General features: G+C 36.8%; 24 protein-coding genes. 16 read left to right on the top strand and 8 right to left on the bottom strand.

Going from position 1 to position 21,881, the window contains the following annotated elements; translation table 11 throughout:
• Position 1: 1 nt before the first annotated feature.
• Both ABH942_RS15485 and ABH942_RS15480 read left to right on the top strand, forming a co-directional pair.
• Entirely contained in the window at positions 2 to 541 is a 540-nt protein-coding gene (locus ABH942_RS15485; RefSeq protein ID WP_370033538.1) for an STM3941 family protein, read from the top strand.
• 558 nt (positions 542 to 1,099) lie between these two features.
• Positions 1,100 to 1,702: a hypothetical protein gene (locus ABH942_RS15480; protein ID WP_370033536.1), complete on the top strand. Its 603-nt coding sequence runs from the start codon at positions 1,100 to 1,102 to the stop codon at positions 1,700 to 1,702.
• A gap of 157 nt (positions 1,703 to 1,859) precedes the next feature.
• Here ABH942_RS15480 and ABH942_RS15475 read toward each other — a convergent pair whose 3' ends face one another.
• Positions 1,860 to 2,690 (bottom strand): NAD(P)H-binding protein, encoded by an 831-nt coding sequence (locus ABH942_RS15475; protein ID WP_370033534.1) that lies wholly within the window; start codon positions 2,688 to 2,690, stop codon positions 1,860 to 1,862.
• A 106-nt stretch (positions 2,691 to 2,796) separates the two neighbouring features.
• On the opposite strand from ABH942_RS15475, the gene ABH942_RS15470 reads away from it, so the two are divergent.
• The 7 genes from ABH942_RS15470 to ABH942_RS15440 all read left to right on the top strand — a co-directional run bounded on the left by ABH942_RS15470 (position 2,797) and on the right by ABH942_RS15440 (position 7,829).
• Positions 2,797 to 3,879: a winged helix DNA-binding domain-containing protein gene (locus ABH942_RS15470; RefSeq protein WP_370033532.1), complete on the top strand. Its 1,083-nt coding sequence runs from the start codon at positions 2,797 to 2,799 to the stop codon at positions 3,877 to 3,879.
• 4 nt (positions 3,880 to 3,883) lie between these two features.
• Positions 3,884 to 4,714 carry an alpha/beta hydrolase gene (locus tag ABH942_RS15465; RefSeq protein WP_370033530.1) on the top strand — a complete coding sequence of 277 codons (831 nt, stop codon included), beginning with the start codon at positions 3,884 to 3,886 and terminating at the stop codon, positions 4,712 to 4,714.
• Between the two features lie 11 nt (positions 4,715 to 4,725).
• Positions 4,726 to 5,346, top strand: coding sequence for an FMN-binding negative transcriptional regulator (locus ABH942_RS15460; RefSeq protein ID WP_370033528.1), 621 nt, complete (start codon positions 4,726 to 4,728; stop codon positions 5,344 to 5,346).
• 65 nt (positions 5,347 to 5,411) lie between these two features.
• On the top strand, positions 5,412 to 6,263 hold the full coding sequence (locus ABH942_RS15455) for a bifunctional helix-turn-helix domain-containing protein/methylated-DNA--[protein]-cysteine S-methyltransferase (protein ID WP_370033526.1): 852 nt from the start codon (positions 5,412 to 5,414) through the stop codon (positions 6,261 to 6,263).
• Between the two features lie 3 nt (positions 6,264 to 6,266).
• Positions 6,267 to 6,980 carry a 2OG-Fe(II) oxygenase gene (locus ABH942_RS15450; RefSeq protein WP_370033524.1) on the top strand — a complete coding sequence of 238 codons (714 nt, stop codon included), beginning with the start codon at positions 6,267 to 6,269 and terminating at the stop codon, positions 6,978 to 6,980.
• 2 nt (positions 6,981 to 6,982) lie between these two features.
• Entirely contained in the window at positions 6,983 to 7,240 is a 258-nt protein-coding gene (locus ABH942_RS15445; RefSeq protein ID WP_370033522.1) for an Ada metal-binding domain-containing protein, read from the top strand.
• Entirely contained in the window at positions 7,227 to 7,829 is a 603-nt protein-coding gene (locus tag ABH942_RS15440) for an alpha-ketoglutarate-dependent dioxygenase AlkB (RefSeq protein ID WP_370033520.1), read from the top strand. The genes ABH942_RS15445 and ABH942_RS15440 overlap by 14 nt, the downstream gene beginning before the upstream one ends.
• 19 nt (positions 7,830 to 7,848) lie before the next feature.
• On the opposite strand, the gene recO is transcribed toward ABH942_RS15440, so the two are convergent.
• The 3 genes from recO to gdhA form a co-directional block, all read right to left on the bottom strand.
• Positions 7,849 to 8,562, bottom strand: a complete 714-nt coding sequence (gene recO, locus ABH942_RS15435) for a DNA repair protein RecO (RefSeq protein WP_370033518.1) — start codon at positions 8,560 to 8,562, stop codon at positions 7,849 to 7,851.
• 76 nt (positions 8,563 to 8,638) lie between these two features.
• Positions 8,639 to 10,990: a T9SS type A sorting domain-containing protein gene (locus ABH942_RS15430; RefSeq protein WP_370033516.1), complete on the bottom strand. Its 2,352-nt coding sequence runs from the start codon at positions 10,988 to 10,990 to the stop codon at positions 8,639 to 8,641.
• Positions 10,991 to 11,065: 75 nt separating this feature from the next.
• On the bottom strand, positions 11,066 to 12,409 hold the full coding sequence (gene gdhA, locus ABH942_RS15425) for an NADP-specific glutamate dehydrogenase (protein WP_370033514.1): 1,344 nt from the start codon (positions 12,407 to 12,409) through the stop codon (positions 11,066 to 11,068).
• Positions 12,410 to 12,673: 264 nt separating this feature from the next.
• On the opposite strand from gdhA, the gene ABH942_RS15420 reads away from it, so the two are divergent.
• Positions 12,674 to 13,453: a glutamate dehydrogenase gene (locus ABH942_RS15420; protein WP_370033512.1), complete on the top strand. Its 780-nt coding sequence runs from the start codon at positions 12,674 to 12,676 to the stop codon at positions 13,451 to 13,453.
• 49 nt (positions 13,454 to 13,502) lie between these two features.
• On the opposite strand, the gene ABH942_RS15415 is transcribed toward ABH942_RS15420, so the two are convergent.
• Positions 13,503 to 14,648: a cystathionine gamma-synthase gene (locus ABH942_RS15415; protein WP_370033510.1), complete on the bottom strand. Its 1,146-nt coding sequence runs from the start codon at positions 14,646 to 14,648 to the stop codon at positions 13,503 to 13,505.
• 94 nt (positions 14,649 to 14,742) lie between these two features.
• On the opposite strand from ABH942_RS15415, the gene ABH942_RS15410 reads away from it, so the two are divergent.
• On the top strand, positions 14,743 to 15,513 hold the full coding sequence (locus tag ABH942_RS15410; protein WP_370033508.1) for a PdaC/SigV domain-containing protein: 771 nt from the start codon (positions 14,743 to 14,745) through the stop codon (positions 15,511 to 15,513).
• Between the two features lie 2 nt (positions 15,514 to 15,515).
• Here the strand turns inward: ABH942_RS15410 and ABH942_RS15405 are convergent, their stop codons facing one another.
• Positions 15,516 to 15,971, bottom strand: coding sequence for a DinB family protein (locus tag ABH942_RS15405; protein ID WP_370033506.1), 456 nt, complete (start codon positions 15,969 to 15,971; stop codon positions 15,516 to 15,518).
• Positions 15,972 to 16,020: 49 nt separating this feature from the next.
• Positions 16,021 to 16,794 (bottom strand): DUF6263 family protein, encoded by a 774-nt coding sequence (locus ABH942_RS15400; protein WP_370033504.1) that lies wholly within the window; start codon positions 16,792 to 16,794, stop codon positions 16,021 to 16,023.
• Positions 16,795 to 16,878: 84 nt separating this feature from the next.
• Between ABH942_RS15400 and ABH942_RS15395 the strand changes: the two genes are divergently transcribed.
• The 5 genes from ABH942_RS15395 to nadD all read left to right on the top strand — a co-directional run bounded on the left by ABH942_RS15395 (position 16,879) and on the right by nadD (position 20,329).
• Positions 16,879 to 17,232 carry an arsenate reductase family protein gene (locus ABH942_RS15395; protein ID WP_370033502.1) on the top strand — a complete coding sequence of 118 codons (354 nt, stop codon included), beginning with the start codon at positions 16,879 to 16,881 and terminating at the stop codon, positions 17,230 to 17,232.
• A 1-nt stretch (position 17,233) separates the two neighbouring features.
• Positions 17,234 to 18,130: a DMT family transporter gene (locus tag ABH942_RS15390; RefSeq protein ID WP_370033500.1), complete on the top strand. Its 897-nt coding sequence runs from the start codon at positions 17,234 to 17,236 to the stop codon at positions 18,128 to 18,130.
• Between the two features lie 92 nt (positions 18,131 to 18,222).
• Complete coding sequence (locus ABH942_RS15385) at positions 18,223 to 19,080, top strand: YicC/YloC family endoribonuclease (protein ID WP_370033499.1); 858 nt, start codon at positions 18,223 to 18,225, stop codon at positions 19,078 to 19,080.
• Between the two features lie 20 nt (positions 19,081 to 19,100).
• Positions 19,101 to 19,676, top strand: a complete 576-nt coding sequence (gene gmk, locus ABH942_RS15380) for a guanylate kinase (RefSeq protein WP_139998645.1) — start codon at positions 19,101 to 19,103, stop codon at positions 19,674 to 19,676.
• Between the two features lie 71 nt (positions 19,677 to 19,747).
• A complete protein-coding gene (nadD, locus tag ABH942_RS15375; RefSeq protein ID WP_370033496.1) occupies positions 19,748 to 20,329 on the top strand; it encodes a nicotinate (nicotinamide) nucleotide adenylyltransferase in 582 nt (193 codons plus the stop codon).
• A gap of 94 nt (positions 20,330 to 20,423) precedes the next feature.
• Here the strand turns inward: nadD and ABH942_RS15370 are convergent, their stop codons facing one another.
• Entirely contained in the window at positions 20,424 to 21,875 is a 1,452-nt protein-coding gene (locus ABH942_RS15370; RefSeq protein ID WP_370033495.1) for a nicotinate phosphoribosyltransferase, read from the bottom strand.
• Positions 21,876 to 21,881: the final 6 nt, after the last annotated feature.

Here is a 21,881-nt window from a genome sequence, read left to right as displayed (position 1 = left end):
TATGAAAATTTATTTAAGCAAAAAAAAACTAGCCTTATTATTCTTAGCATGTATATTATTCCTAGTTTTTGGTATTTGGGGAATCATAAGACCTGAAGACCTTGTAACTACAACTTTTAGAAATCCACTAATCATCAAAGTTATCGGAATTATTGGCGTGTGTTTTTTTGGTCCAAGTTTAATCTTAGTAGTCTATAAGTTTTTTGATTCAAGACCCGGATTAATAATTAATCAAGCAGGCATTATAGACAATTCAAATTCTGCAAATATAGGTTTAATAGGGTGGGATGATATAAAAGGATTTGAGAAAATAGAAATCCTTTCAACCAAAATTTTAATCGTATATGTAAAACAACCCAACAAGTATATAGCTCGAGCCAATAATTTTATTGCTAGAAAATCAATGCAAAGAACTTATGAGAAGTATGGCTCACCCATTTCAATAGCGTCAAGTCCGTTAAAGATTAATTTTGAAGAATTAGAAAAAATAATTACGGAAGAATGGAAAAAATCAAAAGTGCAGAAAAAAAATGATGACTAACAATAAAAAATGAAAAAAATATTCTACAAAATAATGATTAGTTCAATTTATACTGCACAAAATAATGGGTTTATGAGCGATATCTGGAAGTTTGCTTCAGGGTTTTATTTTGCTTTTGCAACTTCCATATATGCTATTTTTGTTTATTTAATCATTAACAACTATATACTCGATGGTGGCCTAGATTTTTAATCATAAATTTTATTCCTGATAGGAGATACAATTTCATTTTAAATATAGTAGTGTATTGTATAATACCAATTATGTTACTTCATTATCAATTATTTTTAAGAGATGATAAATACAAAATTTTGATTAAACAATTTAAAAAACAATACAACAAAAAAACATTTGCGTGGTATTTTATGATAGCGTTGATTTTTATGTTTACTTCATTGTTTTTAAAAATTGAAAAACCATAATCCGTTAATTCATTAAAGAATAAGGCGACTTTAGGTCGCCTTATCTATTTTTAAGTAAAAACAGTGAAACAATTGTATGATTGCATAAGTAAAAAAAATCTTAAGCGCTAAAAATTATTTGGTAAAAAAACAGAAAATGATTAAAAGTAAAATTACAGGGAATGCCTATTTCTGGAGTATCTTTACGATAATACCATTATTTGGCTCAATAGTTTTCACACATAGAATACTAAAAAGACCCTCTTTGAATATTAGTAACATTTTAATTTTATTAATTTTTGTTTTTTTGTTTTATATAGTAATAAATTTTCTAAAACATATAAAACACATAATTATTCAAGATACTAGTCTAATATATTATTCTATTTTAAGACCATTTGGAAAAACAATAGACTTAAGTACTTGCGCTGGAAAAATTATTTTACAGGAAACAGGCATTCAGGGCAGTTATAATGTAGTTTATCTAATAGACCAAAAAGGGATTACTTTTTTTAAAATAATGGGGCTACATTATAAAAATTTTAAAGATTTAAACAATGGTATAGGACTTAAAACCATAAGGTTTAATCCCTCTGTATCTCAATATTTCAGGCTTTTATTTTTTGAAAGATTAAACATAAAGGAACATAGCGATAGTTTAAAAAAAATCTCAATAAATACATTTAAACCAATAAAGCACATCGTAATTTTTGGAATTATATTGCTTATTCTTAGACTTTTAACAAGGAACATATCTTAATTTACCCTCCTTAAATTTAGAATTACAAAACTAAAATTTTAAGTATATCTATTTATGTTGATAATTTCAACATAAATAGATATACTTAAAACGCCGGACAATCTGATCCGGCGTTTTGTTTTTTATAAACAAAGAAGACAATTACTGATAATTAATATCAAGTTTGCGAATTCCATAAACCACTTGCTGCAATCTCTCTTACATATTCTGAAAATCCCTTTGGCTTTCGGCCTAAGGCTTCCTCAATTCCATGGCTTATAGAAGCATTTCTACCGTCCAGTACTTCCGTAAAAAGATACGTTGACAAATCGATATATTCTTTTGGGATTTGGTAAACCGCCATCTGTGCTACATATTCTTCCATTGAAGGCTGTTCATAAACAATTGGCCTTCCAACTACCTCAGCAATTTCAGCAACCGCTTCCTTAAAGCTCAGTAATCTGGAACCTGTGACTTCATAAAGCTTTCCATCGTGTCCTTCTTCAGTAAGTGATGCAATAACTACATCTGCAATATCATCAGCATCAATAAACGGCTCTTTGATATCTCCTACAGGCAAAGAAACATAACCCTGCAAAATAGGTTCTAAGAAAAAACTTTCGCTAAAATTCTGGTTAAACCAGCTGGCTCTTACAATAGTCCATTTCAAACCACTTTCCATGATGATTTTTTCGCATACCTCAGCTTCCTTTTCTCCGCGTCCCGAAAGAAGTACCAGTTTTTCAACACCCGCTTCTTTTGCCAATCTTGAAAGCAAGCGTATCGCATCATCCGAACCTTCTACAGCCAAATCGGGCTGAAAAGTAATATATACACTACTGATACCTTCCAATACTTCTCTCCAGTTTTCTGAATGCTCCCAATCAAATTTAGGAACCGCTGAACGGGAACCTTTTCTAACTGGTAAGTTAAGTTTTTCCAATCGCTCCACTACCCGGCTCCCTGTTTTCCCGTTAGCGCCCAATACTAAAATCTGTTTTGTTTCCATTATGTTACTATTTTTAAGCAAAGCTAGCCGACAGAATTCCCTCAAAATAGAACAGAACCGACAGCTTTACTTTTTTTGTAAATTAGCTTGGCCTAAAAACACATTCATGAATCCGCACGACATTGCAAAATTCCGGTTGCTTTCACAGCAAATTGCCAAACCGAATTTAAAATCTGCACCAGAAGTGGTAGCCTATTTTGGAGCCATTCAAGGACAGGAATATGCACAAACAAAATGGTCGCTTGGTATACGGATGCCACATTTGAAGGATGCCGATATTGAAAAAGACCTCAACGAAGGCAGAATCTTAAGAACACATCTTCTTCGCCCTACCTGGCATTTTGTAGCGCCAGAAGATATTCGGTGGATGCTGATGCTGACAGGCCCTAGAGTGGAAGCGATAAATACCTATATGTATCGAAAGATGGAACTGGACAGTGCTACTTTTAATCAATGCAATAGGATCATGCAACGTGCCCTTGAAGGCGGAAAACATCTAACCCGTGAAGCATTGAACCAGGAATTCCTAAAAAACAATATACAGGCAGAAGGCACTCGATTGGTCTGCATCATGATGAAAGCGGAACTCGAAGGTTTAATCTGTAGCGGTGCCAGACAAGGAAATCAGTTTACGTATGCGTTGCTTGAAGAAAGAGTACCTTCTGTCAAGAAAAAAGAACGCGACGAGGCACTAGCCGAACTTTCCCAACGTTATTTTATCAGCCATGGCCCGGCAACAGCCAAAGATTTTTCAACCTGGTCAGGACTGAGCCTCACCGACTGTAGAAAAGGAATCGAAATGGTCAAAGCACAACTGACAGAAGAAAAAATAGAATCCGAAACCTATTATTTCTCTCCAAAAATGAATCTGGATATGGCTAGCTTTGGACAATTACAACTGCTTCCTATTTATGATGAAATGATTATGGGATATAAAAACAGGGACGCGTTGATGCAGCACAGAAATTCCGTACAACCCGGAAAAAGACTCCGATATGACAACACCCTTTTATTTGACGGACAGGTTATAGGTTCCTGGAGAAGAAAAATAAAACCAAAAGTAATCGATCTGGAATATGAATTCCTCGAACAACCAGACAAAAAGCAAGAATCCGAATTTGAAAAAGCCTTACTTCGTTTTGAAGAATTTTATGGCCTGACCATTAATATAATTAATAACTCCAAATAAATTTATGAAATCCTTTTTAACTCTATTATTTTCCTTTGCGATTACCTGCTCTTCTTTTGCACAAAAGACAAGTCCAAAAACCGAACCTTTTGTTTTAGGCAGAATTGAAAAAATCAAATCGAATATTTTGAATGAAACCCGAACGCTGAATATTTATATTCCTGACAGCTACAATAAAAATCCAAAAGCTGCTTATCCTGTTATTTATCTGCTGGATGGTTCTGCCAACGAAGATTTTATTCATGTTACCGGACTGGTGCAATTTCTTACTATGATTCAAAAAATGCCTGAATCAATTATTATCGGAATAGCCAATGTCGACAGAAAAAGAGACTTTACGTTTCCAACAACCAATGTCCAGGACAAAAAAGACTTCCCAACTACGGGTCATTCTGAAAAGTTCCTGAGTTTTGTCGAAAAGGAACTAATTCCTTATGTCAAAAAACAATACCGTACCAGTACTTCAACCATTTCCGGCCAATCGCTAGGCGGGCTTTTTGTAACCGAAACGCTTCTTAAAAAACCCGAACTTTTTGACAATTACATCATTATAAGTCCGAGTCTATGGTGGGATGATGAATCTTTATTGGCCAAAGCTCCAGAATTATTGGCAAAAAAGAGAGACAAAAAAATTCAGGTGTTTGTAGCTGTTGGCGCTGAAGGAAAACAGATGGAAGACGATGCGTTCCAGCTTTCGGAAATCCTGGCAAAATCAAAGGACAATCTTGTTTCTTCCTTTGTAAAAATGTCAGAAGAAAACCATCTTACGATATTGCATAACTCTCTATACAAAGCATTTGAAACGATAAATAAACCTCAACAAGTATCAAATTAACTTTACCAAGTATGTATACTCCTCAGCACTATAAAAATGAAAACATTGATGAAGTCCGGGAATTTATTAAAGCAAACAGCTTTGGCATATTGGTTAGCCAGACTAAGGGAAGATTGTGGGGAACACATATTCCGATGGAACTCGATTTTGACGAAAACGGCAATAGTATTTTGTATAGCCATATCTCTAAAGCCAATCCGCAATGGGAAAGTTTTGCAGATGGCGAAGAAGTCCTGGCAATTTTCCACGGACCGCATAGTTATGTTTCTTCTTCATGGTACCAAAAAGAAGATGTGCCAACCTGGAATTATATTGCCGTACATGCCTATGGAAAAGTTCAGATTATTGAAGGCAAAGAATTGATGGATTCACTGAAAAAACTGGTTGACCATTACGAACACGCTTCAGAACACCCTGTTTCTGTAGAAAATCTTTCCGAAAAAACGATGCGACAGGTAAACGGAATTATAGGTTTCAAAATAATCATTTCAGAAATCCAGGCAACTTATAAATTGTCCCAAACCCGAAAAGACACCGATTTCCATACGATTGTCAACCAACTGGAGAACAGTACCGATTTTATGTCAAAAGCTACTGCCGAAGCCATGAAACAATCCAGAGAAAAAGAATAATCCGCAAGTTTCGGGTTTCAGGACACCAAGGCTCGCACTAGCTTTGTATCATAAATTTCAAAGAAATGAATGAGCAAGAACACATCAATTATATTCGGATAGCAGAAGCCATCGAATATATCCGCGAAAATTTTAAAGAACAGCCCAATCTGGACGATGTGGCTGCAAAGGTGCATTTGAGTCCTTTTCACTTCCAACGTCTTTTTACGGAATGGGCAGGTGTCAGTCCGAAGAAATTTCTGCAATACATCAGCGTTGAGCATGCCAAACACATACTGAAAGAAAAAGAAACGACATTGTTTGACGCTGCCTATGAAACAGGATTATCAGGTACCGGAAGACTGCACGATCTCTTTATCAAGATTGAAGGAATGACACCCGGAGAATTTAAAAACGGAGGCGAAAATCTTTCCATCAATTACAGCTATGCCGAAAGTCCGTTTGGCAATATTATCGTGGCTTCAACGCCAAAAGGTATCTGCTATATGGCTTTTTCTGAAAATGAAGAACAATCTTTTTCTGACTTGAAAAGTCATTTCCCTAATGCGATTCTTAAGCAAAAACTTGACCTTATACAGCAAAATGCCTTGTATATTTTCACCCATGATTGGGATAAGCTCCATCAAGTAAAACTGCATCTGAAAGGAACCGACTTCCAATTGAAAGTTTGGGGAACATTACTAAAAATCCCGATGGGAGAATTATCTACCTATGGCAAGATTGCCGAAAAAATTAATAAACCAAGAGCATCCCGTGCAGTTGGAACAGCCATTGGTAACAATCCTGTAGCCTTTCTGATTCCTTGTCATCGTGTTATCCAATCCAGTGGAAATTTTGGAGGCTATATGTGGGGCAATACCCGGAAAACAGCTATCATAGGATGGGAAGCAGCACAATCACATGCTACAAAACTATAAGCCATGGAAAACATACACGAAAGATTTACAGCGCATGATTGGGCTGCATTTAACGATGACATGAACGAAAAAGGATATGCCATTATTCCTAAGCTGATTACAGAACAGCAGTGCAATGAACTGATTAAAAATTATGACAATCCTTCCGGCTATCGAAAAACTGTTGTTATGGAACGTTATCGCTTTGGTTTAGGAGAATATAAATATTTTAATTATCCGCTTCCTGACCTGATTCAAAACATACGCGAAAGTCTTTATCCAAAATTAGCACCCATTGCCAATCTATGGATGAAAGTGTTGAACATAAACTCCCGTTTTCCGTCTGATTTTCAAGAATTGCAAACGCTATGCCATGCAAATAATCAATTAAAACCAACGGTACTGATTTTGAAATACGGCAAAGGCGGACATAATACGTTACATCAGGATTTATATGGAGATATTTTTTTTCCGATGCAGACCGTTCTTTTTTTAGACAATCCGGATGAAGATTACACCGGTGGCGAATTTGTATTGACACAACAAACACCAAGAGCACAGTCTAAGGCAATCGTCCTAAAACCTAAAAAAGGCGATGCATTGGTATTCACTACTAACTTTAGGCCTGTCAAAGGCTCAAAAGGCTATTACAGAGTTAACATGAAACATGGCGTAAGCGAATTGCATTCCGGAAAACGGCATACGCTCGGTATTATTTTTCACGATGCCTTAAGTTGATTATGATAGCTCACGAACAGATTACAGCTATTTTGCTCCGCAGAAAAATAATACGAAAGGAAATTACCTTAGGAGGAAATAAGAAGTTGAAAATTTACGGTACTTTGCACTGCCAGTCCGGAAAAAGAATGTTGCGGAAAAACAGGGTTTTCTTCAATTCAGAAGAAGAAGCATTGCAAAATGACTACAGACCTTGCGGTCACTGCCTTTCGGAAAAATATAAAATCTGGAAAACCAAAAACAGTAATGGATTTATTTAATGATGACATAACAGCCAATCTACTGCCTTATGACGGAACCGTAATTTACTACGGAAAAGTCATGAATTATGCCCAGGCACAACTGTATCTGGAAAGATTGCTTAACGATATTGAATGGAAGAATGATGAAGCCATCATTTTTGGAAAACTTATTGTAACAAAAAGAAAAGTAGCCTGGTATGGTGACAGTGATTACCTGTATACGTATTCCAACACCACCAAACAAGCATTACCATGGACGAAAGAACTGCTGGAATTGAAAAAATTAGCTGAAGAAATTTCAGGAACGTCCTTCAATTCCTGCCTTCTGAATTTATATCATGATGGAAACGAAGGCATGGCCTATCATAGCGACGATGAAAAATCTTTGGGTAAAAACACGACCATCGCTTCATTAAGCTTTGGTGCAGAACGAAAATTCTCATTCAAACACAAGCAGACAAAAGACACGGTTTCTGTACAATTGGAACACGGAAGCCTGCTGGTGATGAAAGACGAAACTCAGAGCCATTGGCTACACCGTCTGCCGCCATCTAAAAAAATAATACGACCAAGAGTTAACCTGACGTTCCGGACGATCGTTTTATAAAATCAAAAAGGGTATTCCGTTACGAAAAAACTTCCTTGAGCACTTCTAATGATTTTGGCTTTTTAAAGCCATCCAGATGGAAACTGTAATAGTCAAGAATGATCTTTAACAATTGCTGCCTTTCCTTTCCGTTAAAAACCTGCTGGTTGCTGTCAAAACGCAAAGCAAGTAATTTCCTAAACAGAGCTGTTTCCTGTACAGAAAGACAGGACAAGGATTGGAAAGGCGTAAAAATCCCTTCTGTCATTTCAAAAAAAACATAATCGTTAGTAGAAGCATCAGGATAAAAACCCAGGAATTTGGTAACTTCCAAAAGTAGTATCAAATGGAAATTGGCAATCTCATCATGACTGTCGAGCCATAAAAGAGCCGTTTCTAAAAAATGAAAAAGGTCTTCGTTGTTTTCTTCCTCACGAATGCTGTGATGCAACATTTCTGAAAGAAAAATAATGATTGTGCTTTTTACAATGTCAATATGTATAGTGTGGTAAGCAGCCCAAAGCTTGATTTCCTTAAAACTTTCCAGTGTTCCCTTGTTTTTATGCAACGCCTCAATCTCAAGGATATTCAACGGCTGGAAATAGGCTATTTTCTGCTTGTTATTCTTGCCCGAAAAAGCATTATGGACAAAATAGGATTTCAGACCATCAGTCTCAGTAAAACATTTCACAATCAGGCTTTTTTCCTGATATTTGAGTGCGCTGATAACTATGGCTTTTGTCTTAACTAACATTTTGGAATTACGAATTTAAAATTATGAATTACGATAGCCTTATGGAATTCCTAATTCCTAATTTGTAATTCGTAATTTATCTTATTATCATGACTTTTTTGACCTTGGTTTCAGAACCATCTTTAGAAGCAATGAATACCATATATACTCCGGAAGCTACCCTGTATTTTCCAAAAGCCTTCGTATCCCACTCAATAGTTCCTCCTTCCGAAGTAGTCTCATAAACAAGATTACCTTCAATATCTGTAATTTTAATATTGGCATCGTTAATCAGGCCGCTTATCTTTACAGTTCCGGTAAATTCCGGACGCACCGGATTTGGATAAATATACACTTGAGAAAGGTCGTCATTGCCTTTAGTTGAAGTGCCTTGAAAAGAAACAAGACCGGCTGTTGTTGCAAAAAACACTTCGCCTGTTACTGCATTAATATCAATATCGTTAATCGAATTACTTGGCAAAGGTGAGTTTTCTCTCGTAAATCTGTGAATTGTCTGCTGTCCATTTGAAGACACCAGGAAAACACCTGAATCTGCGGTTCCTATCCATTTGTTATTGGCTCCGTCAACTACTATATCTGTAATAAACTGCTCATAAAGCAATTCTTGCGGGAGTCCGTCTTCAATAATGATAATTGGATTAGTTTTAAGATCGCTCTCCCCCATAAAACGATCAACACTTGGTAAGACTCTTAATCCTTGCATGGTACCAATCCACAGTTGATTTCTATTGTCAACGGCTACGGCAATTGCGTTGCTTATAAGCGGATTTCCTACATCGTTTTCTGAAGCTGCCAATCTGAATTTAGCTGTGGCATTTTCATTAAAACCAATAACTCCGTTTAGAGAAGATACAAACCATTTTGTTCCGTTTTTATCAATTGCCATACGTCCGTAATCCTGATCTAAATAACCACTGGCAAAACCATCAATAGAATAGGACTGCCATGAGCCGTTAGCATTCAAAACTTTTATCGCATTCTTAACCCTCGAATTGTTAAACCATAAATTGCCCGATCTGTCAAATCCGGCTCCATTGATACGGACTGATTTATAATTTGGATCTGGTCCATAGAAAAGTGATTCAGGTCCATTTTGGGTTGTATTATCATACTTTGCCACGACTACATCGTTCTCCATTTTCAATAATCCGGAATGGAAAGAGCTTATATAGAGTTGGTTTTCATTAGATGGATTTATGGTAATTCTTGAAAGTGAATTTGCTTGTAAAACATCATCATACGGAATATTAAGCCAGCCATTCTCAGAAAGCTTGCTGATTCCGTTTGTGCTCAAATCCGGCACATAAAATACATTATAGCCGCCATATACTGCCCAAAGTTTTCCTGTAGGTGTTGTTTGTATTGCAAAAATATTATTCTTAGCCGGCCCGTCAGGCTTGATTGTCTGAAACATGGCCGTATTGGAAACTTGTGTCGAGACTATCCCGTTTTCTTTGGTACCTATATAAATCGTCCCGTCAATAACTGTGGCACAATTGAAAACAGCTGTCATTTCCGGAATACTGGTACTGACAACATGGGCTGTCTGCGAGAAGTTTTCGTTATAGGTATAAACGTGATTTTGAGTGGTGACGATCAGGTTATTTTGATACGACCTGATATCTATTCCAGGTTGCATCAGATTTGTTACGGTAGCAAAAGTGGTCCCGGTGTATCTGGCAACTCTATTGGCACTTATGCCCACAATCTGATTATTATGTGTTACGATTCCTGTCCAAACTCCGTTATCAAAAGTCTGCCATTGGTTAAAATCATTAAGGTTTGGATTGGATAGATCCGCTCTTCTGATACCACTTTCTGCGGTGGCAACATAAATAAAGTTGTTTAAAACTGTAGACTGGTATGCTTTGACTTCATCTCCGGCAGTTCCCAGCAAATAGGTATCGCCAAATCCAAGCGTGGCCAGGTTATATTGTACCACTCCAAAATCACAGGAAATGTATAATTTTCCTTCGTATTCATAAAAATGGTTGATGCGTTTTCTATTTGGCGTAAGCCCTGCCTGGTCCCGAATTCCGGGTACAATCAAAATATTTCCGGTGCTTTCAGTAAGTATAAGCATCAGTCCGTTAGCGTGACCTATAATCGTTTTATTAAAAGTCGGGCTGTAATAAACCGCCGTAATATCCTGACCGGAAAGTCCATTGATTGTGGTTACGGTCTTTAGTTCATTAGTCGCCAAATTTTTGGAAAACAAACTTTTTTGCGTCGCACCTGTTATTCTTATAGCTGATTCTGTAAGATCGTTTACTTCATTATAAGAAAAATAGCCTTTCCATGACTGATTGTTCTGGGCAAAGGCGAGCTGTACAAAAAAAGAAAAAAGAAAAATTAGGAATTGCTTTTTCATTATCGATATAGGAATTGCATACAAATATAATACAAACGGATATATTTCTCTTTTCATATATTTTATGTCTGAAACAGATAAAAAAATGCCCTCAGTTAGAGGGCATTTTATAGTATAGTAACGGATTTTCGATTATACAACTCCTTGTGCCAACATCGCATCGGCTACTTTTACAAAGCCTGCAATGTTTGCTCCTTTCACGTAATCAACATATCCTGTTCCGTCAGAACCATATTTCACACATGATGTATGGATGTCAAGCATAATTCTTTTCAATCTTTCGTCTACTTCTTCAGAAGTCCAGCTCAAACGTAATGAGTTTTGAGACATTTCAAGACCAGAAGTTGCTACTCCTCCAGCATTTGATGCTTTACCTGGAGCAAAAAGAATTTTAGCTTTCTGGAAAACCTCAACTGCTTCCGGTGTTGAAGGCATATTAGCTCCTTCTGCTACGCAGATACATCCGTTTGCCACTAATAATTTTGCTTCTTCTCCGTCCAATTCATTCTGGGTAGCACAAGGCAAAGCAATATCGCATTTTACTTCCCAAGGACGTTTTCCAGCCACATATTTTGCAGTTGGATATTTTTTAGTGTACTCGCTGATTCTGGCATAATCTATATTTTTAAGCTGCATAACATACGCCAATTTTTCAGCATCAATTCCGTCTGCATCATAGATATAACCCGCCGAGTCTGACAATGTAACTACTTTACCGCCTAATTGTGTTGCTTTTTCAGCAGCATATTGGGCTACGTTTCCAGAACCGGAAACTACAACCGTTTTGCCTTCAAAGCTTTGCCCTTTAGTCTGAAGCATGCTTTGTGCAAAATACACATCGCCATAACCTGTAGCTTCAGGACGAATAAGAGAACCTCCAAAAGAAATTCCTTTACCGGTCAAAACACCTGTAAATTCATTTCTAAGTCTTTTGTACTGACCAAACATATAGCCTACTTCTCTTCCTCCAACGCCAATATCTCCGGCGGGAACGTCAGTATTATCACCAATATGTTTAGACAATTCTGTCATAAATGCCTGGCAGAATTTCATGATTTCGTTATCTGATTTTCCTTTCGGATCAAAATCAGCACCACCTTTTCCACCGCCCATTGGCAGAGTAGTCAAGCTGTTTTTAAATGTCTGCTCAAAAGCAAGGAATTTTAAGATACTCAGGTTTACGGAAGGATGGAAACGGATACCTCCTTTATAAGGCCCAATTGCCGAATTCATCTGGATTCTGTAGCCGCGGTTTACTTTAGTATTTCCGGCATCATCCATCCAGCTTACTCTGAACATGACAACACGCTCAGCTTCGACCATTCTCTCCAAAAGCATCTTGTTTTGGTATTTTTTATTTTCTTCGATAAAAGGAATTACAGTCTCTGCAACTTCTTTTACAGCCTGTAGAAATTCAGGCTCATTAGGATTTCTTGTAGCAACTGCTTCAACAAAAGAGTTAATACTTTCTGACATGATTATTAAGTAGTTATTAACGTTTTCAATGAAAACGTTTTCGTTTGATAGCACAAAGATACATCTTCTCCAAATATGTGAAGTTTTTTTTTTGATTATCAATAGATTTATTTTTTTATGCGAAAATCTTAAACAAATCTATTTTTAGCAGGGTATTTTTAGAGTTTTTATGATATTTTTTGAGGCAAAAAACTATTTTTCTTTTTTTTTTATAAGTGCCTGATGTTTTTATATATTTGTCTCGAATTCTTTAAATTTGATTAGATGCCCAGAATCTATTTTTTAATTCTAGCATTAGCTTTTGGAGGGCTGAATGCGGCTTTTGCCCAATTTGGCTTTTCGCATGAAATTGGTGTAATCGTGGGTCCTGTAGCACTGCAATCAGACTATGGAGAGCGTCACGACTTAAGTACAAATGCTGGAAATACAGGAATTGGGGTTGGAATTATTCACTACCTTAACTTTTCTTATAAAGCAGAATGTAACTGTTATGCCCGTGAGACATTCTTCAACGATCACTTTAAAGTGAGAACTGAATTGTCTTACAGCAAGACCAATTTGCAGCACTTTGGAAAATGGGTTGATGACAGTAAAACAAGTGTTACTGCTCAACAACTAAGAAATATGAGAGGAAGCACTGCTATTACCAATATTGGAATGCAGCTTGAATATTATCCGCTAAGCATCCGTGATTTTACAGTTTCCAATGGAAGCTGGGCGCCCTTTGTGAGTTTAGGAGCTCAATTCAGTCATTACAATCCGGAAGCGAAGTCAACAACCGGCCCACTAACAATCATCAATACTCCTGTAAAATATCGTGATGCTTTCAAAAACGAATCAGGAACCGTATGGTCTGTAGTTTCCAGCGTTGGAACCCGATATAAGTTAAATGAAATGTCGGATTTAATGGTAGATTTGAGATTCCAATATTATTTTTCTGACTGGGTTGACGGATTGCGACCAAACCCGGATCGTTATCCGGAAAATAAAGCCAATGACTGGCTGGTATGGTTAAACTTTGGTTACATCTATTATTTGAATTAAAATACAATCTAAAATAAAAAAGTCCCGATTTTCATCGGGACTTTTCTTTTTATTGCAATGCCTGTTTCAAGTCTTCAATCAAGTCATCAATATCCTCGATACCTACGCTCAAACGAACCAGATCATCTGTAATTCCTATTTCTTTTCTTTTATCTTCCGGAATAGAAGCATGTGTCATAAGGGCCGGATGGTTTGCCAATGATTCCACTCCTCCTAAAGATTCAGCCAAAGTAAATACTTGCAGTTTTTCAAGGAAACGAACCGCATCTTCTTTTTTTCCTGACTCGAAAGTAAAAGAAACCATACCTCCAAAACCGTTCTTCATCTGCTTTTTAGCAATTTCGTGGAATGGATGTGACTCCAATCCCGGATAAAAAACTGTTTTTATTTTTGGATGGTTACTCAAAAACTCCGTAACCTTTGCTCCATTTTCGCAATGTCTTTGAACTCTTAAATGCAAAGTTTTGATTCCTCTTAACACTAAAAAAGAATCTTGCGGGCCAAGTGTTGCACCTGTAGCAAATTGCTGAAAATGCAACTGTTCTGCCAAAGCTTCGTCTTTTACAACCAAAGCACCCGCAATAACATCAGAGTGTCCACCAAGGTATTTTGTTGCCGAATGCATAACGATATCTGCTCCCAGATCCAATGGTTTTTGCAGGTATGGAGTAGCAAAAGTATTATCGACAGCAAAAAGCAGTTTATGTTCTTTTGTTATTTTAGCAATAGCTTCAATATCCGCTAATTTCATCAAAGGGTTGGTTGGCGTTTCTACCCATACCAATTTTGTGTTTTCGTTGATTAGCGATTTGAATTTCTCCAAATCATTCATATCCACAAAATGGAACTTGATGCCGGAATTTTTATAGATTCTGGTAAACATCCTGTAAGTCCCACCGTATAAATCGTCCATAGCAATTACCTCATCTCCTGACTGGAAAGATCTCAAAACGCAATCCGTCGCTGCTAATCCTGAAGAAAAAGCAAGACCTTTTACTCCGTTTTCAATACTTGCCAAAGCATTTTCCAAGGCTGTGCGCGTTGGGTTGGCTGCTCTGCTGTATTCATAATCTCCAATAGGCTGTCCCGGACTTGACTGTACAAAGGTAGAAGTCTGGTAAACTGGCGGCATTACGGCTCCTGTGCTAGGATCATGATGTTGCCCGCCATGTATCACTTTAGTGTTAAATTTCATATAAATGATTATTTAAGTATCAATATTTTGGACAAATTTACCTTTTAATTTTATTCTAAAAACGCTATATTTATAAATAATTAACACTGCTGTCATGAAACGTCTCTTATTATTTATCGCAATACCGCTTGCTTTTGCAAGCTGTCAAAAAGACAAAAAAGAAGGATCTGAACTTAAAACGGTTGATTTCCAATCCAAAACTTTTGAAAAGAAGACAACACTGCCTTGCAAGGGTGACCTTTGTGCCGAAGTAAAGATAACGGTTCCGGAAGCCTCTGCTGTTCCGGTAGTGGCAGACAGCATCAACAAAAAAATCTTTAATACGGTTCGCGGCATTGTCTATTTTGGCGAGAAGCCATACAACGGAAAGACTTATGAAGAAATCATGGCCTCCTTTATCAATTCGTATGAGGAGTTGAAAAAAGAATTTCCTGATGAAACTTTAGGCTGGGAAGCAAAAATAGATGCCAAAGTAGATTATACCTCAGACAAAGTCCTAAATATCAAATTGCATCATTACACCTACACCGGCGGTGCTCATGGTTATGAAGGAAACCGTTCGCTACTTTTCAATCCGGAAACCGGAAAAGAATTGACCCGAAAAGATTTCCTTAAAGATGAAGCCGGCTTTAAGGCTTTTGCCGAAAAGGAATTCCGAAAAAAATATAAAATCCCGGCAGGTGCTATAAACGCAACAGGACTGATGTTTGAAAACGAAGTCTTTGACCTTCCGCAAAGTATTTTCTTTACACCAAAAGGACTGCTGTTATATTATAACACCTACGAAATTGCTTCGTATGCTGACGGCCCTAAAGAACTATTATTGCCTTACGACCAGTTGAAAGAGTATCTTCTTATCAAATAAGGCTACACAAATTTGCGAATGCTCATCATCATTCCCAAATGCATGGCTTCATGATAATAATTATAAGCGATTGCACCTTCTGCACTTCGGATTGTAAATCCTAGGTTGTTTGTGAATTCGTGATAGGTTTTAAAAATCTGGTTATCAAAATCAGCTTGGGTTTGCTCGACAGTCACATAAAGCAATCGCTTTATCTCATCGACTTCTTCTTGCGTCACATCGGCTTCCGGCTTGGTTCCCTTTTGGTATTTCGAAATCATTTCGTCTGAAACCATTGCGGGAAGTCCTGACAATTTATAAACCAATAATTGCTGTACAACAATAATGTGGGCTATATTCCAAATCAGGTTATTATTAAAACCTTCAGGAACTTTGTTTAATTGTTCCAAAGAATAATTTTGCAGATAGTTTTCTAAAACTTTTCTGTTCTGCAGAGTGATATTGAATGCTTCGTGCATGGTATTTATTAATTAAAAAATTGTTTTTGAAATGTATTTTTAGTTTTTTCTAATCTGGAATGGCTCGAAATTTAAAAAAGACTTTTCCATCATCTCCATTGTCTTTTACATCCATAGAAAAATCCCCCGAAATCATCTTACATGTTTTTCTATCCAAAATATAATGACCCTTGGCTTCATTATCAAAATAACTTTCCTTATTCTCAATCTTTAAGGCTATAGTGATAATAATCTGATCGTCATTAACTTCTGTTAATTTATAAGTAGACGACGTTTTAATTTTTGTCAATGGTTCTTCTTTCTCTGATTTCCATTCAGAACCCAAACCAACCGGTTCATCGGGAAAAGGAATATAGATATTAGAAATATTAATAATCTGATCCGCAGGTCTGCGTCTATCTCCATTTTTGTTTCTGAAAGGCTCCACTATTTTTCCTTTATTATTTATAGAAACCAAAAGAGACTGATTCAATATGTGCTGAAATTCCTGATGCATATTTTTCTCTTCTTCAGTCATCTCCTTGATATCCTTATTAGAATCGTAGTTCTCTTGTTGCCCTCCCACATTTGAGGTCATGCTTATTCTAAAAACTTTTACACCAATCACATTCCTATCAGGTTTTATATCTTCTGTAGTAAATCTCATTTCTACAATATTCTGATAGTTCGTAGAACCGCCTTTCATTACTGTAGCCACGTAAACTCTATCTACTTGCCCAACCTCAAGTTTCAATTTCAGGTCGATAGTTTCCTTTTTAGTGCAACCGAATAAAATTGCCATACATCCCATCAAAAGGAAGCCATAAATAATCTTAGATTTCATGTTTATAATTTGCCGATAATTTTGATAAAAATACAGCTTTTAAACTTTAAATGATTTTTCTTTGTACTATTAAATTTTACTCAAATGAACAATAAAATATATTACTTAAGCTCTTGCGATACCTGCCGAAAAATCATAAAATCGCTTCCAAATACGGACAGGCTGGAATTTCATGATATCCGCCAGAATCCTATTACAGAAGCAGAATTAGAAGAAATGCACAAGCTGTCAGGGAGCTACGAATCACTATTCAGCAAAAAGGCACAGCTTTACAAATCGCTGGATTTGAAAAACAAAAATCTACAGGAAGCCGATTTTAAAAAATACCTTCTGGAACATTATACTTTTTTGAGCCGACCGGTTTTTATCATTGATGGAAAAATCTATATCGGCAACAGCCAGAAAAACATCCTTGAAGTGACCAAAGCGCTTTCGTAAGATGTCTACCCGAAATTGGGCCTTATTAGGCGCCCTGATGGTTTCGATTATTTATGGCGTGACCTTTACGATTGCCAAAGACGTAATGCCGGAATTTGTCAAACCTTTTGGATTTATCGTCTTGCGGGTTGGTGGTTCTGCATTGCTATTTTGGCTTGTCGCACTTTTCTTAAAAACAGAAAAAATTGCCTTTAATGATTTTCCAAGAATCATTGCTTCTGCTTTTTTTGGAGTGGCTTTTAACATGCTTACCTTTTTCGAAGGATTAAGCCTTACTTCACCCATAATGGCTTCGGTAATTATGGTTACTACACCCATGATTGTACTGGTTCTTTCAGCCATAATCATGAAGGAAAAAATTCTGAAATGGAAAGCTCTCGGTATTATATTGGGATTAGCAGGAACTTTACTGCTAATTTTATACGGAAAAAGTGTTGGCAATGCATCCAATGCCATGTGGGGCAACTTTTTGGTTTTTGTCAATGCCGTTTCTTATGGATTTTACCTGATTATCGTCAAAAAACTAATGGAAAAATACAGTGCTTTTTCATTCGTCAAATGGATTTATCTTTTTGGATTTATTATGGTACTGCCTTTTGGATGGAAACAGGTTCAGGAAATAGAATGGGCCCTTATTCCAACGCCTGTCTATACTAAAATCCTGTTTGTTGTTGTAATATCTACATTCCTGACTTACCTGCTGAATCTTTTGTCGATGAAAGAACTCAAGCCTACAATTGTTGCCGTTTTTATCTACTTACAGCCTTTTTTCGCAACATTGTTTGCCATAGGTTTAGGAAAAGATCAATTAAGCCTGATTAAGATAATTTCTGCCGGAATGATTTTTCTGGGAATCTACCTTGTAACGCAAAAGAAAAAAAACATACTAACAAACTGATTCAAAATCCTTATTGGATAAGAATCTAATTTCAAGTGCCTGAAAACGGACTCAATACTTTTTACTACATTTGTAGCTATTTAAATTGGAATATGATACAATCAATGACTGGTTTCGGCAAAGCAACTTTGCAATTGCCTAACAAAAAAATTACCGTTGAAATCAAATCCTTAAACAGCAAAAGTTTGGATTTGAATGTGAGAACGCCTTATGTTTATCGCGAAATGGAATTGACGCTCCGAAATCAGATTGCCCAGAAATTAGAAAGAGGAAAAGTAGATTTTTCTTTATTTATAGAAATTACCGGCGAAGAAACTTCGTCCAAAATCAATGTGCCTATCGTAAAAGCCTATATCAATCAACTGAGACAAGTTGTTGATGGTGATGATACGGAACTATTAAAAATGGCTGTCAGAATGCCGGATGCGTTAAAAACCGAACGTGAGGAATTAGACGAAAACGAATGGAAAACCATACAAGGCGTTATTAACCAAGGCTTGGAAAACATTCAGGAATTCAGAACCTCAGAAGGTATTGCGCTTGAAAAAGAATTTCTTATCAGAATTGGCAACATTCTTGCGTTAATGAAAGAGACTGTGGCTTTAGATGGCGAAAGGATTGAAACGGTAAAAAACCGCTTAAAAACCGCTATTGAAGAGTTAAATGTCAATGTTGACGAAAATCGCTTTGAGCAGGAACTTATTTTCTATCTTGAAAAATACGATATTACGGAGGAAAAAGTACGTTTGGAAAACCACTTGAATTATTTCATGGAAACATTGGCTGGAAACGAAGCCAACGGTCGAAAATTAGGCTTTATTACTCAGGAAATTGGTAGAGAAATCAATACGATGGGTTCCAAATCCAACCATGCACAAATGCAGAAGCTTGTCGTCCAGATGAAAGACGAACTGGAAAAAATCAAAGAACAAGTCTTGAACGTTTTGTAAAAACAAACAACAACGCAACAATGAATAATGGCAAATTAATAGTATTTTCGGCTCCTTCCGGTTCTGGAAAGACTACGATAGTACGATACCTTTTAGCTCAAAAAGAACTGCACCTGGATTTTTCTATTTCGGCGACTTCGCGTGAAAAAAGAGGAGAAGAAATCAACGGCAGGGATTATTATTTCCTATCTGCTGAAGAATTCCAGAAAAAAATACAAGAAAATGCTTTTGTCGAATACGAAGAAGTTTATAAAGACAATTATTACGGCACGCTAAAAAGTGAGCTGGAACGAATCTGGGCAGACGGAAAGCATGTCATATTTGACATTGACGTAATTGGGGGCCTGAATATAAAAAAGCAATATCCAAAACAGACCTTAGCCGTATTTGTGAGCCCTCCATCTGTAGAAGAACTGGAAAGAAGGCTTCGTTTTCGTCAGACTGAAACCGACGAAAAGATACAGATGCGTATTGCCAAAGCTGAGAAAGAAATTGCGAAAGCCGAAGAATTTGACGTAATCCTGAAAAATTACGACCTTGAAATAGCGAAAAACGACGCTTATAAGTTGGTTTACGATTATTTGAAAATGATTTAATAAGGTGCTGAGGCACTAAGGTTCTAAGGGCCTTAGCAACTCAGAACCTTAGTAGCTTAGAGCCTTAACAAATGAAAATAGGATTATACTTCGGAACGTTTAACCCAATCCATGTCGGTCACATGATAATCGCAAATCACATGGCTGAATTTTCAGATCTGGATCAGGTTTGGATGGTTGTGACGCCACATAATCCACATAAGAAAAAAAGTACCTTATTAGAAGACCACCATAGGCTCCAAATGGTTTTTCTGGCAACAGAAGACTATCCAAAATTAAAACCTTCTGACATTGAATTTAAGCTGCCACAGCCTAATTATACGGTAAACACATTGGCTTACCTTCAGGAAAAATTTCCAAAATATGAATTTTCCTTAATCATGGGCGAGGACAACCTGAACTCATTCCATAAATGGAAGAACTATGATGTTATCCTCCAGAATCATGATATTTATGTTTATCCTAGAATTTCTGACGAGATTATCAGTCCGGAATTTACAGATCATCCAAAAATCCATGTCATTGATGCTCCTATAGTAGAAATTTCTTCAACTAAAATCCGGGAAAGCATCAAAAACGGAAAAAATGCAAAACCTATGCTTCCTGAAAAAGTATGGGATTATATCGACCATAATCTGTTCTATAAAAAGTAGATTTTTACCACAGATTATAGAGATTAAAATGGGGGAAATAATTCCATGAAATAAATAAAAAGCCTAAACATTACAGTTTAGGCTTTTCCTTTTATTATTTTTTAATTGTTTCCCGAATCTCAGCAAGAGAGTGATTAAGAAGCAGTTTCCCATCCCTGAAAACTTCTTTCAGCTCGCCTTTTCTTTCTTCCTCCCAAGAAACCTGATCTATGAGTTTGTAGGTTCCTTTTTCCAATTCAATTTTCATCAATCCTTTCGCTGATTTTTTTGTTCCGTCATCTGTAATCGGATCTTTAAAAATAGCTCTTCCTTCTCCGTTTACTTCTCCATAAGTCGCTTTCATTGCAAAGCCGAAAGTATCTCTGGTATTGTATTGGTACGTAAACGAACCTATTCCCAAAACCACATTCGTAGAAGCAAAGCCTTTTTCTTTTAGCTTTTCACAGATTTTTGTTGCCCGTTCAACTGTTATACTATCGCCATAAATAGCTCCTATTTGAGGAACCAATTCTTTATAACCTTTGTCGTTAGTAGTTCCTCCAAAAACATCCCATAACAGCTCTATCGCTCCTTTTCTTTCTTCTTCGGTTTTTCCATAAGGATTACCGCATAAAATATGGATCGGATCTCCGCTATCCGGCCTAACTACGACTTTTCCTTCTCTGGAAATGATGTCATTTTTAAGTCTTGGCAAATAGTCCGTCAAAACTTTCCATAAATCCCACGTATCAGACACAATGGAAACTATGCCTTTTGGATATACTTTTGTAATCAGTCGCTCAAAGGTTTCAAACTCACCTTCAGTAGTTCCCATACACATAACTGAATGTTCAGTAGCTGCTACTGAACCGCCAATAAGTTCATTGTCTGAGTTGGCATTATAATATTCTTCAAAAAAATCAATTGCCGGAATCGTATCAGTACCTGTAAAACTCAGCAAATGTCCCGCAGCTGAAGTTACTGCCGCTTCTACTCCACCCATTCCTCGCATGGAGAAATCGTGTGCCTGCCAGTTTACAAATTCTGGCACAGAAGAAGTTTCATCTGCAAAACGGTCCAAAACTTTTCGGTATTGTTTCGCAATGGTAGCGGAATTGCAAGGCAGCCAGATTACGGCAGAAAGCAAGGTTTCGAAATAGTTCGTCAGCCAGAAAAATTCCGGTTTTGTATTGTACATCGTAAACATAGGAACACGGATAGGAACACTTGCACCTTCAGGCAAAGCCTTAAAAACCATAGGAATGTATCCTAAATCATGCAAATCCTCAATATGTTTTGTACCAACTTGATTTTCGCCTAAATAATTATTGATTCTTCGGGCATATTTTTTCACAACTTCTTCTTTTGGCTGTTTGAAGAAACTGCTCTCAAAGTCTTCAATGATGTATTTCTTAATAAAGTACTGCAATCCGAAAAAGACTACTTCCTCTACATTTTCAATTCTTGATTTTCTTGGTGTCCAGTTAGAATAAACCAGTGTTGTTCCGTCTGGGTATTGTCTTCTGTGATCGACTTTGTATCCGTCTGTTAATAAGAGTGGGTTCATATTTCC

The organism is Flavobacterium sp. 28YEA47A, from assembly GCF_041262125.1.
GTDB lineage: Bacteria > Bacteroidota > Bacteroidia > Flavobacteriales > Flavobacteriaceae > Flavobacterium.
The sequence above is the reverse complement of the archived record's forward strand: the minus strand, read 5'-3'. Positions and strand labels throughout refer to the sequence as shown.

What these genes read in the sequence shown, in the direction of transcription:
- ABH942_RS15485 (WP_370033538.1), top strand. Translation starts at nt 2, where the DNA reads ATGAAAATTTATTTAAGCAAAAAAAAACTAGCCTTATTATTCTTAGCA.
- ABH942_RS15445 (WP_370033522.1), top strand. Translation starts at nt 6,983, where the DNA reads ATGATAGCTCACGAACAGATTACAGCTATTTTGCTCCGCAGAAAAATA.
- ABH942_RS15390 (WP_370033500.1), top strand. Translation starts at nt 17,234, where the DNA reads ATGTCTACCCGAAATTGGGCCTTATTAGGCGCCCTGATGGTTTCGATT.
- gdhA (WP_370033514.1), bottom strand. Translation starts at nt 12,409, where the DNA reads ATGTCAGAAAGTATTAACTCTTTTGTTGAAGCAGTTGCTACAAGAAAT.
- ABH942_RS15440 (WP_370033520.1), top strand. Translation starts at nt 7,227, where the DNA reads ATGGATTTATTTAATGATGACATAACAGCCAATCTACTGCCTTATGAC.
- ABH942_RS15450 (WP_370033524.1), top strand. Translation starts at nt 6,267, where the DNA reads ATGGAAAACATACACGAAAGATTTACAGCGCATGATTGGGCTGCATTT.
- ABH942_RS15415 (WP_370033510.1), bottom strand. Translation starts at nt 14,648, where the DNA reads ATGAAATTTAACACTAAAGTGATACATGGCGGGCAACATCATGATCCT.
- gmk (WP_139998645.1), top strand. Translation starts at nt 19,101, where the DNA reads ATGAATAATGGCAAATTAATAGTATTTTCGGCTCCTTCCGGTTCTGGA.
- ABH942_RS15480 (WP_370033536.1), top strand. Translation starts at nt 1,100, where the DNA reads ATGATTAAAAGTAAAATTACAGGGAATGCCTATTTCTGGAGTATCTTT.
- ABH942_RS15475 (WP_370033534.1), bottom strand. Translation starts at nt 2,690, where the DNA reads ATGGAAACAAAACAGATTTTAGTATTGGGCGCTAACGGGAAAACAGGG.
- ABH942_RS15460 (WP_370033528.1), top strand. Translation starts at nt 4,726, where the DNA reads ATGTATACTCCTCAGCACTATAAAAATGAAAACATTGATGAAGTCCGG.
- ABH942_RS15395 (WP_370033502.1), top strand. Translation starts at nt 16,879, where the DNA reads ATGAACAATAAAATATATTACTTAAGCTCTTGCGATACCTGCCGAAAA.
- ABH942_RS15470 (WP_370033532.1), top strand. Translation starts at nt 2,797, where the DNA reads ATGAATCCGCACGACATTGCAAAATTCCGGTTGCTTTCACAGCAAATT.
- ABH942_RS15465 (WP_370033530.1), top strand. Translation starts at nt 3,884, where the DNA reads ATGAAATCCTTTTTAACTCTATTATTTTCCTTTGCGATTACCTGCTCT.
- ABH942_RS15370 (WP_370033495.1), bottom strand. Translation starts at nt 21,875, where the DNA reads ATGAACCCACTCTTATTAACAGACGGATACAAAGTCGATCACAGAAGA.
- ABH942_RS15410 (WP_370033508.1), top strand. Translation starts at nt 14,743, where the DNA reads ATGAAACGTCTCTTATTATTTATCGCAATACCGCTTGCTTTTGCAAGC.
- ABH942_RS15405 (WP_370033506.1), bottom strand. Translation starts at nt 15,971, where the DNA reads ATGCACGAAGCATTCAATATCACTCTGCAGAACAGAAAAGTTTTAGAA.
- recO (WP_370033518.1), bottom strand. Translation starts at nt 8,562, where the DNA reads ATGTTAGTTAAGACAAAAGCCATAGTTATCAGCGCACTCAAATATCAG.
- nadD (WP_370033496.1), top strand. Translation starts at nt 19,748, where the DNA reads ATGAAAATAGGATTATACTTCGGAACGTTTAACCCAATCCATGTCGGT.
- ABH942_RS15385 (WP_370033499.1), top strand. Translation starts at nt 18,223, where the DNA reads ATGATACAATCAATGACTGGTTTCGGCAAAGCAACTTTGCAATTGCCT.
- ABH942_RS15430 (WP_370033516.1), bottom strand. Translation starts at nt 10,990, where the DNA reads ATGAAAAGAGAAATATATCCGTTTGTATTATATTTGTATGCAATTCCT.
- ABH942_RS15455 (WP_370033526.1), top strand. Translation starts at nt 5,412, where the DNA reads ATGAATGAGCAAGAACACATCAATTATATTCGGATAGCAGAAGCCATC.
- ABH942_RS15420 (WP_370033512.1), top strand. Translation starts at nt 12,674, where the DNA reads ATGCCCAGAATCTATTTTTTAATTCTAGCATTAGCTTTTGGAGGGCTG.
- ABH942_RS15400 (WP_370033504.1), bottom strand. Translation starts at nt 16,794, where the DNA reads ATGAAATCTAAGATTATTTATGGCTTCCTTTTGATGGGATGTATGGCA.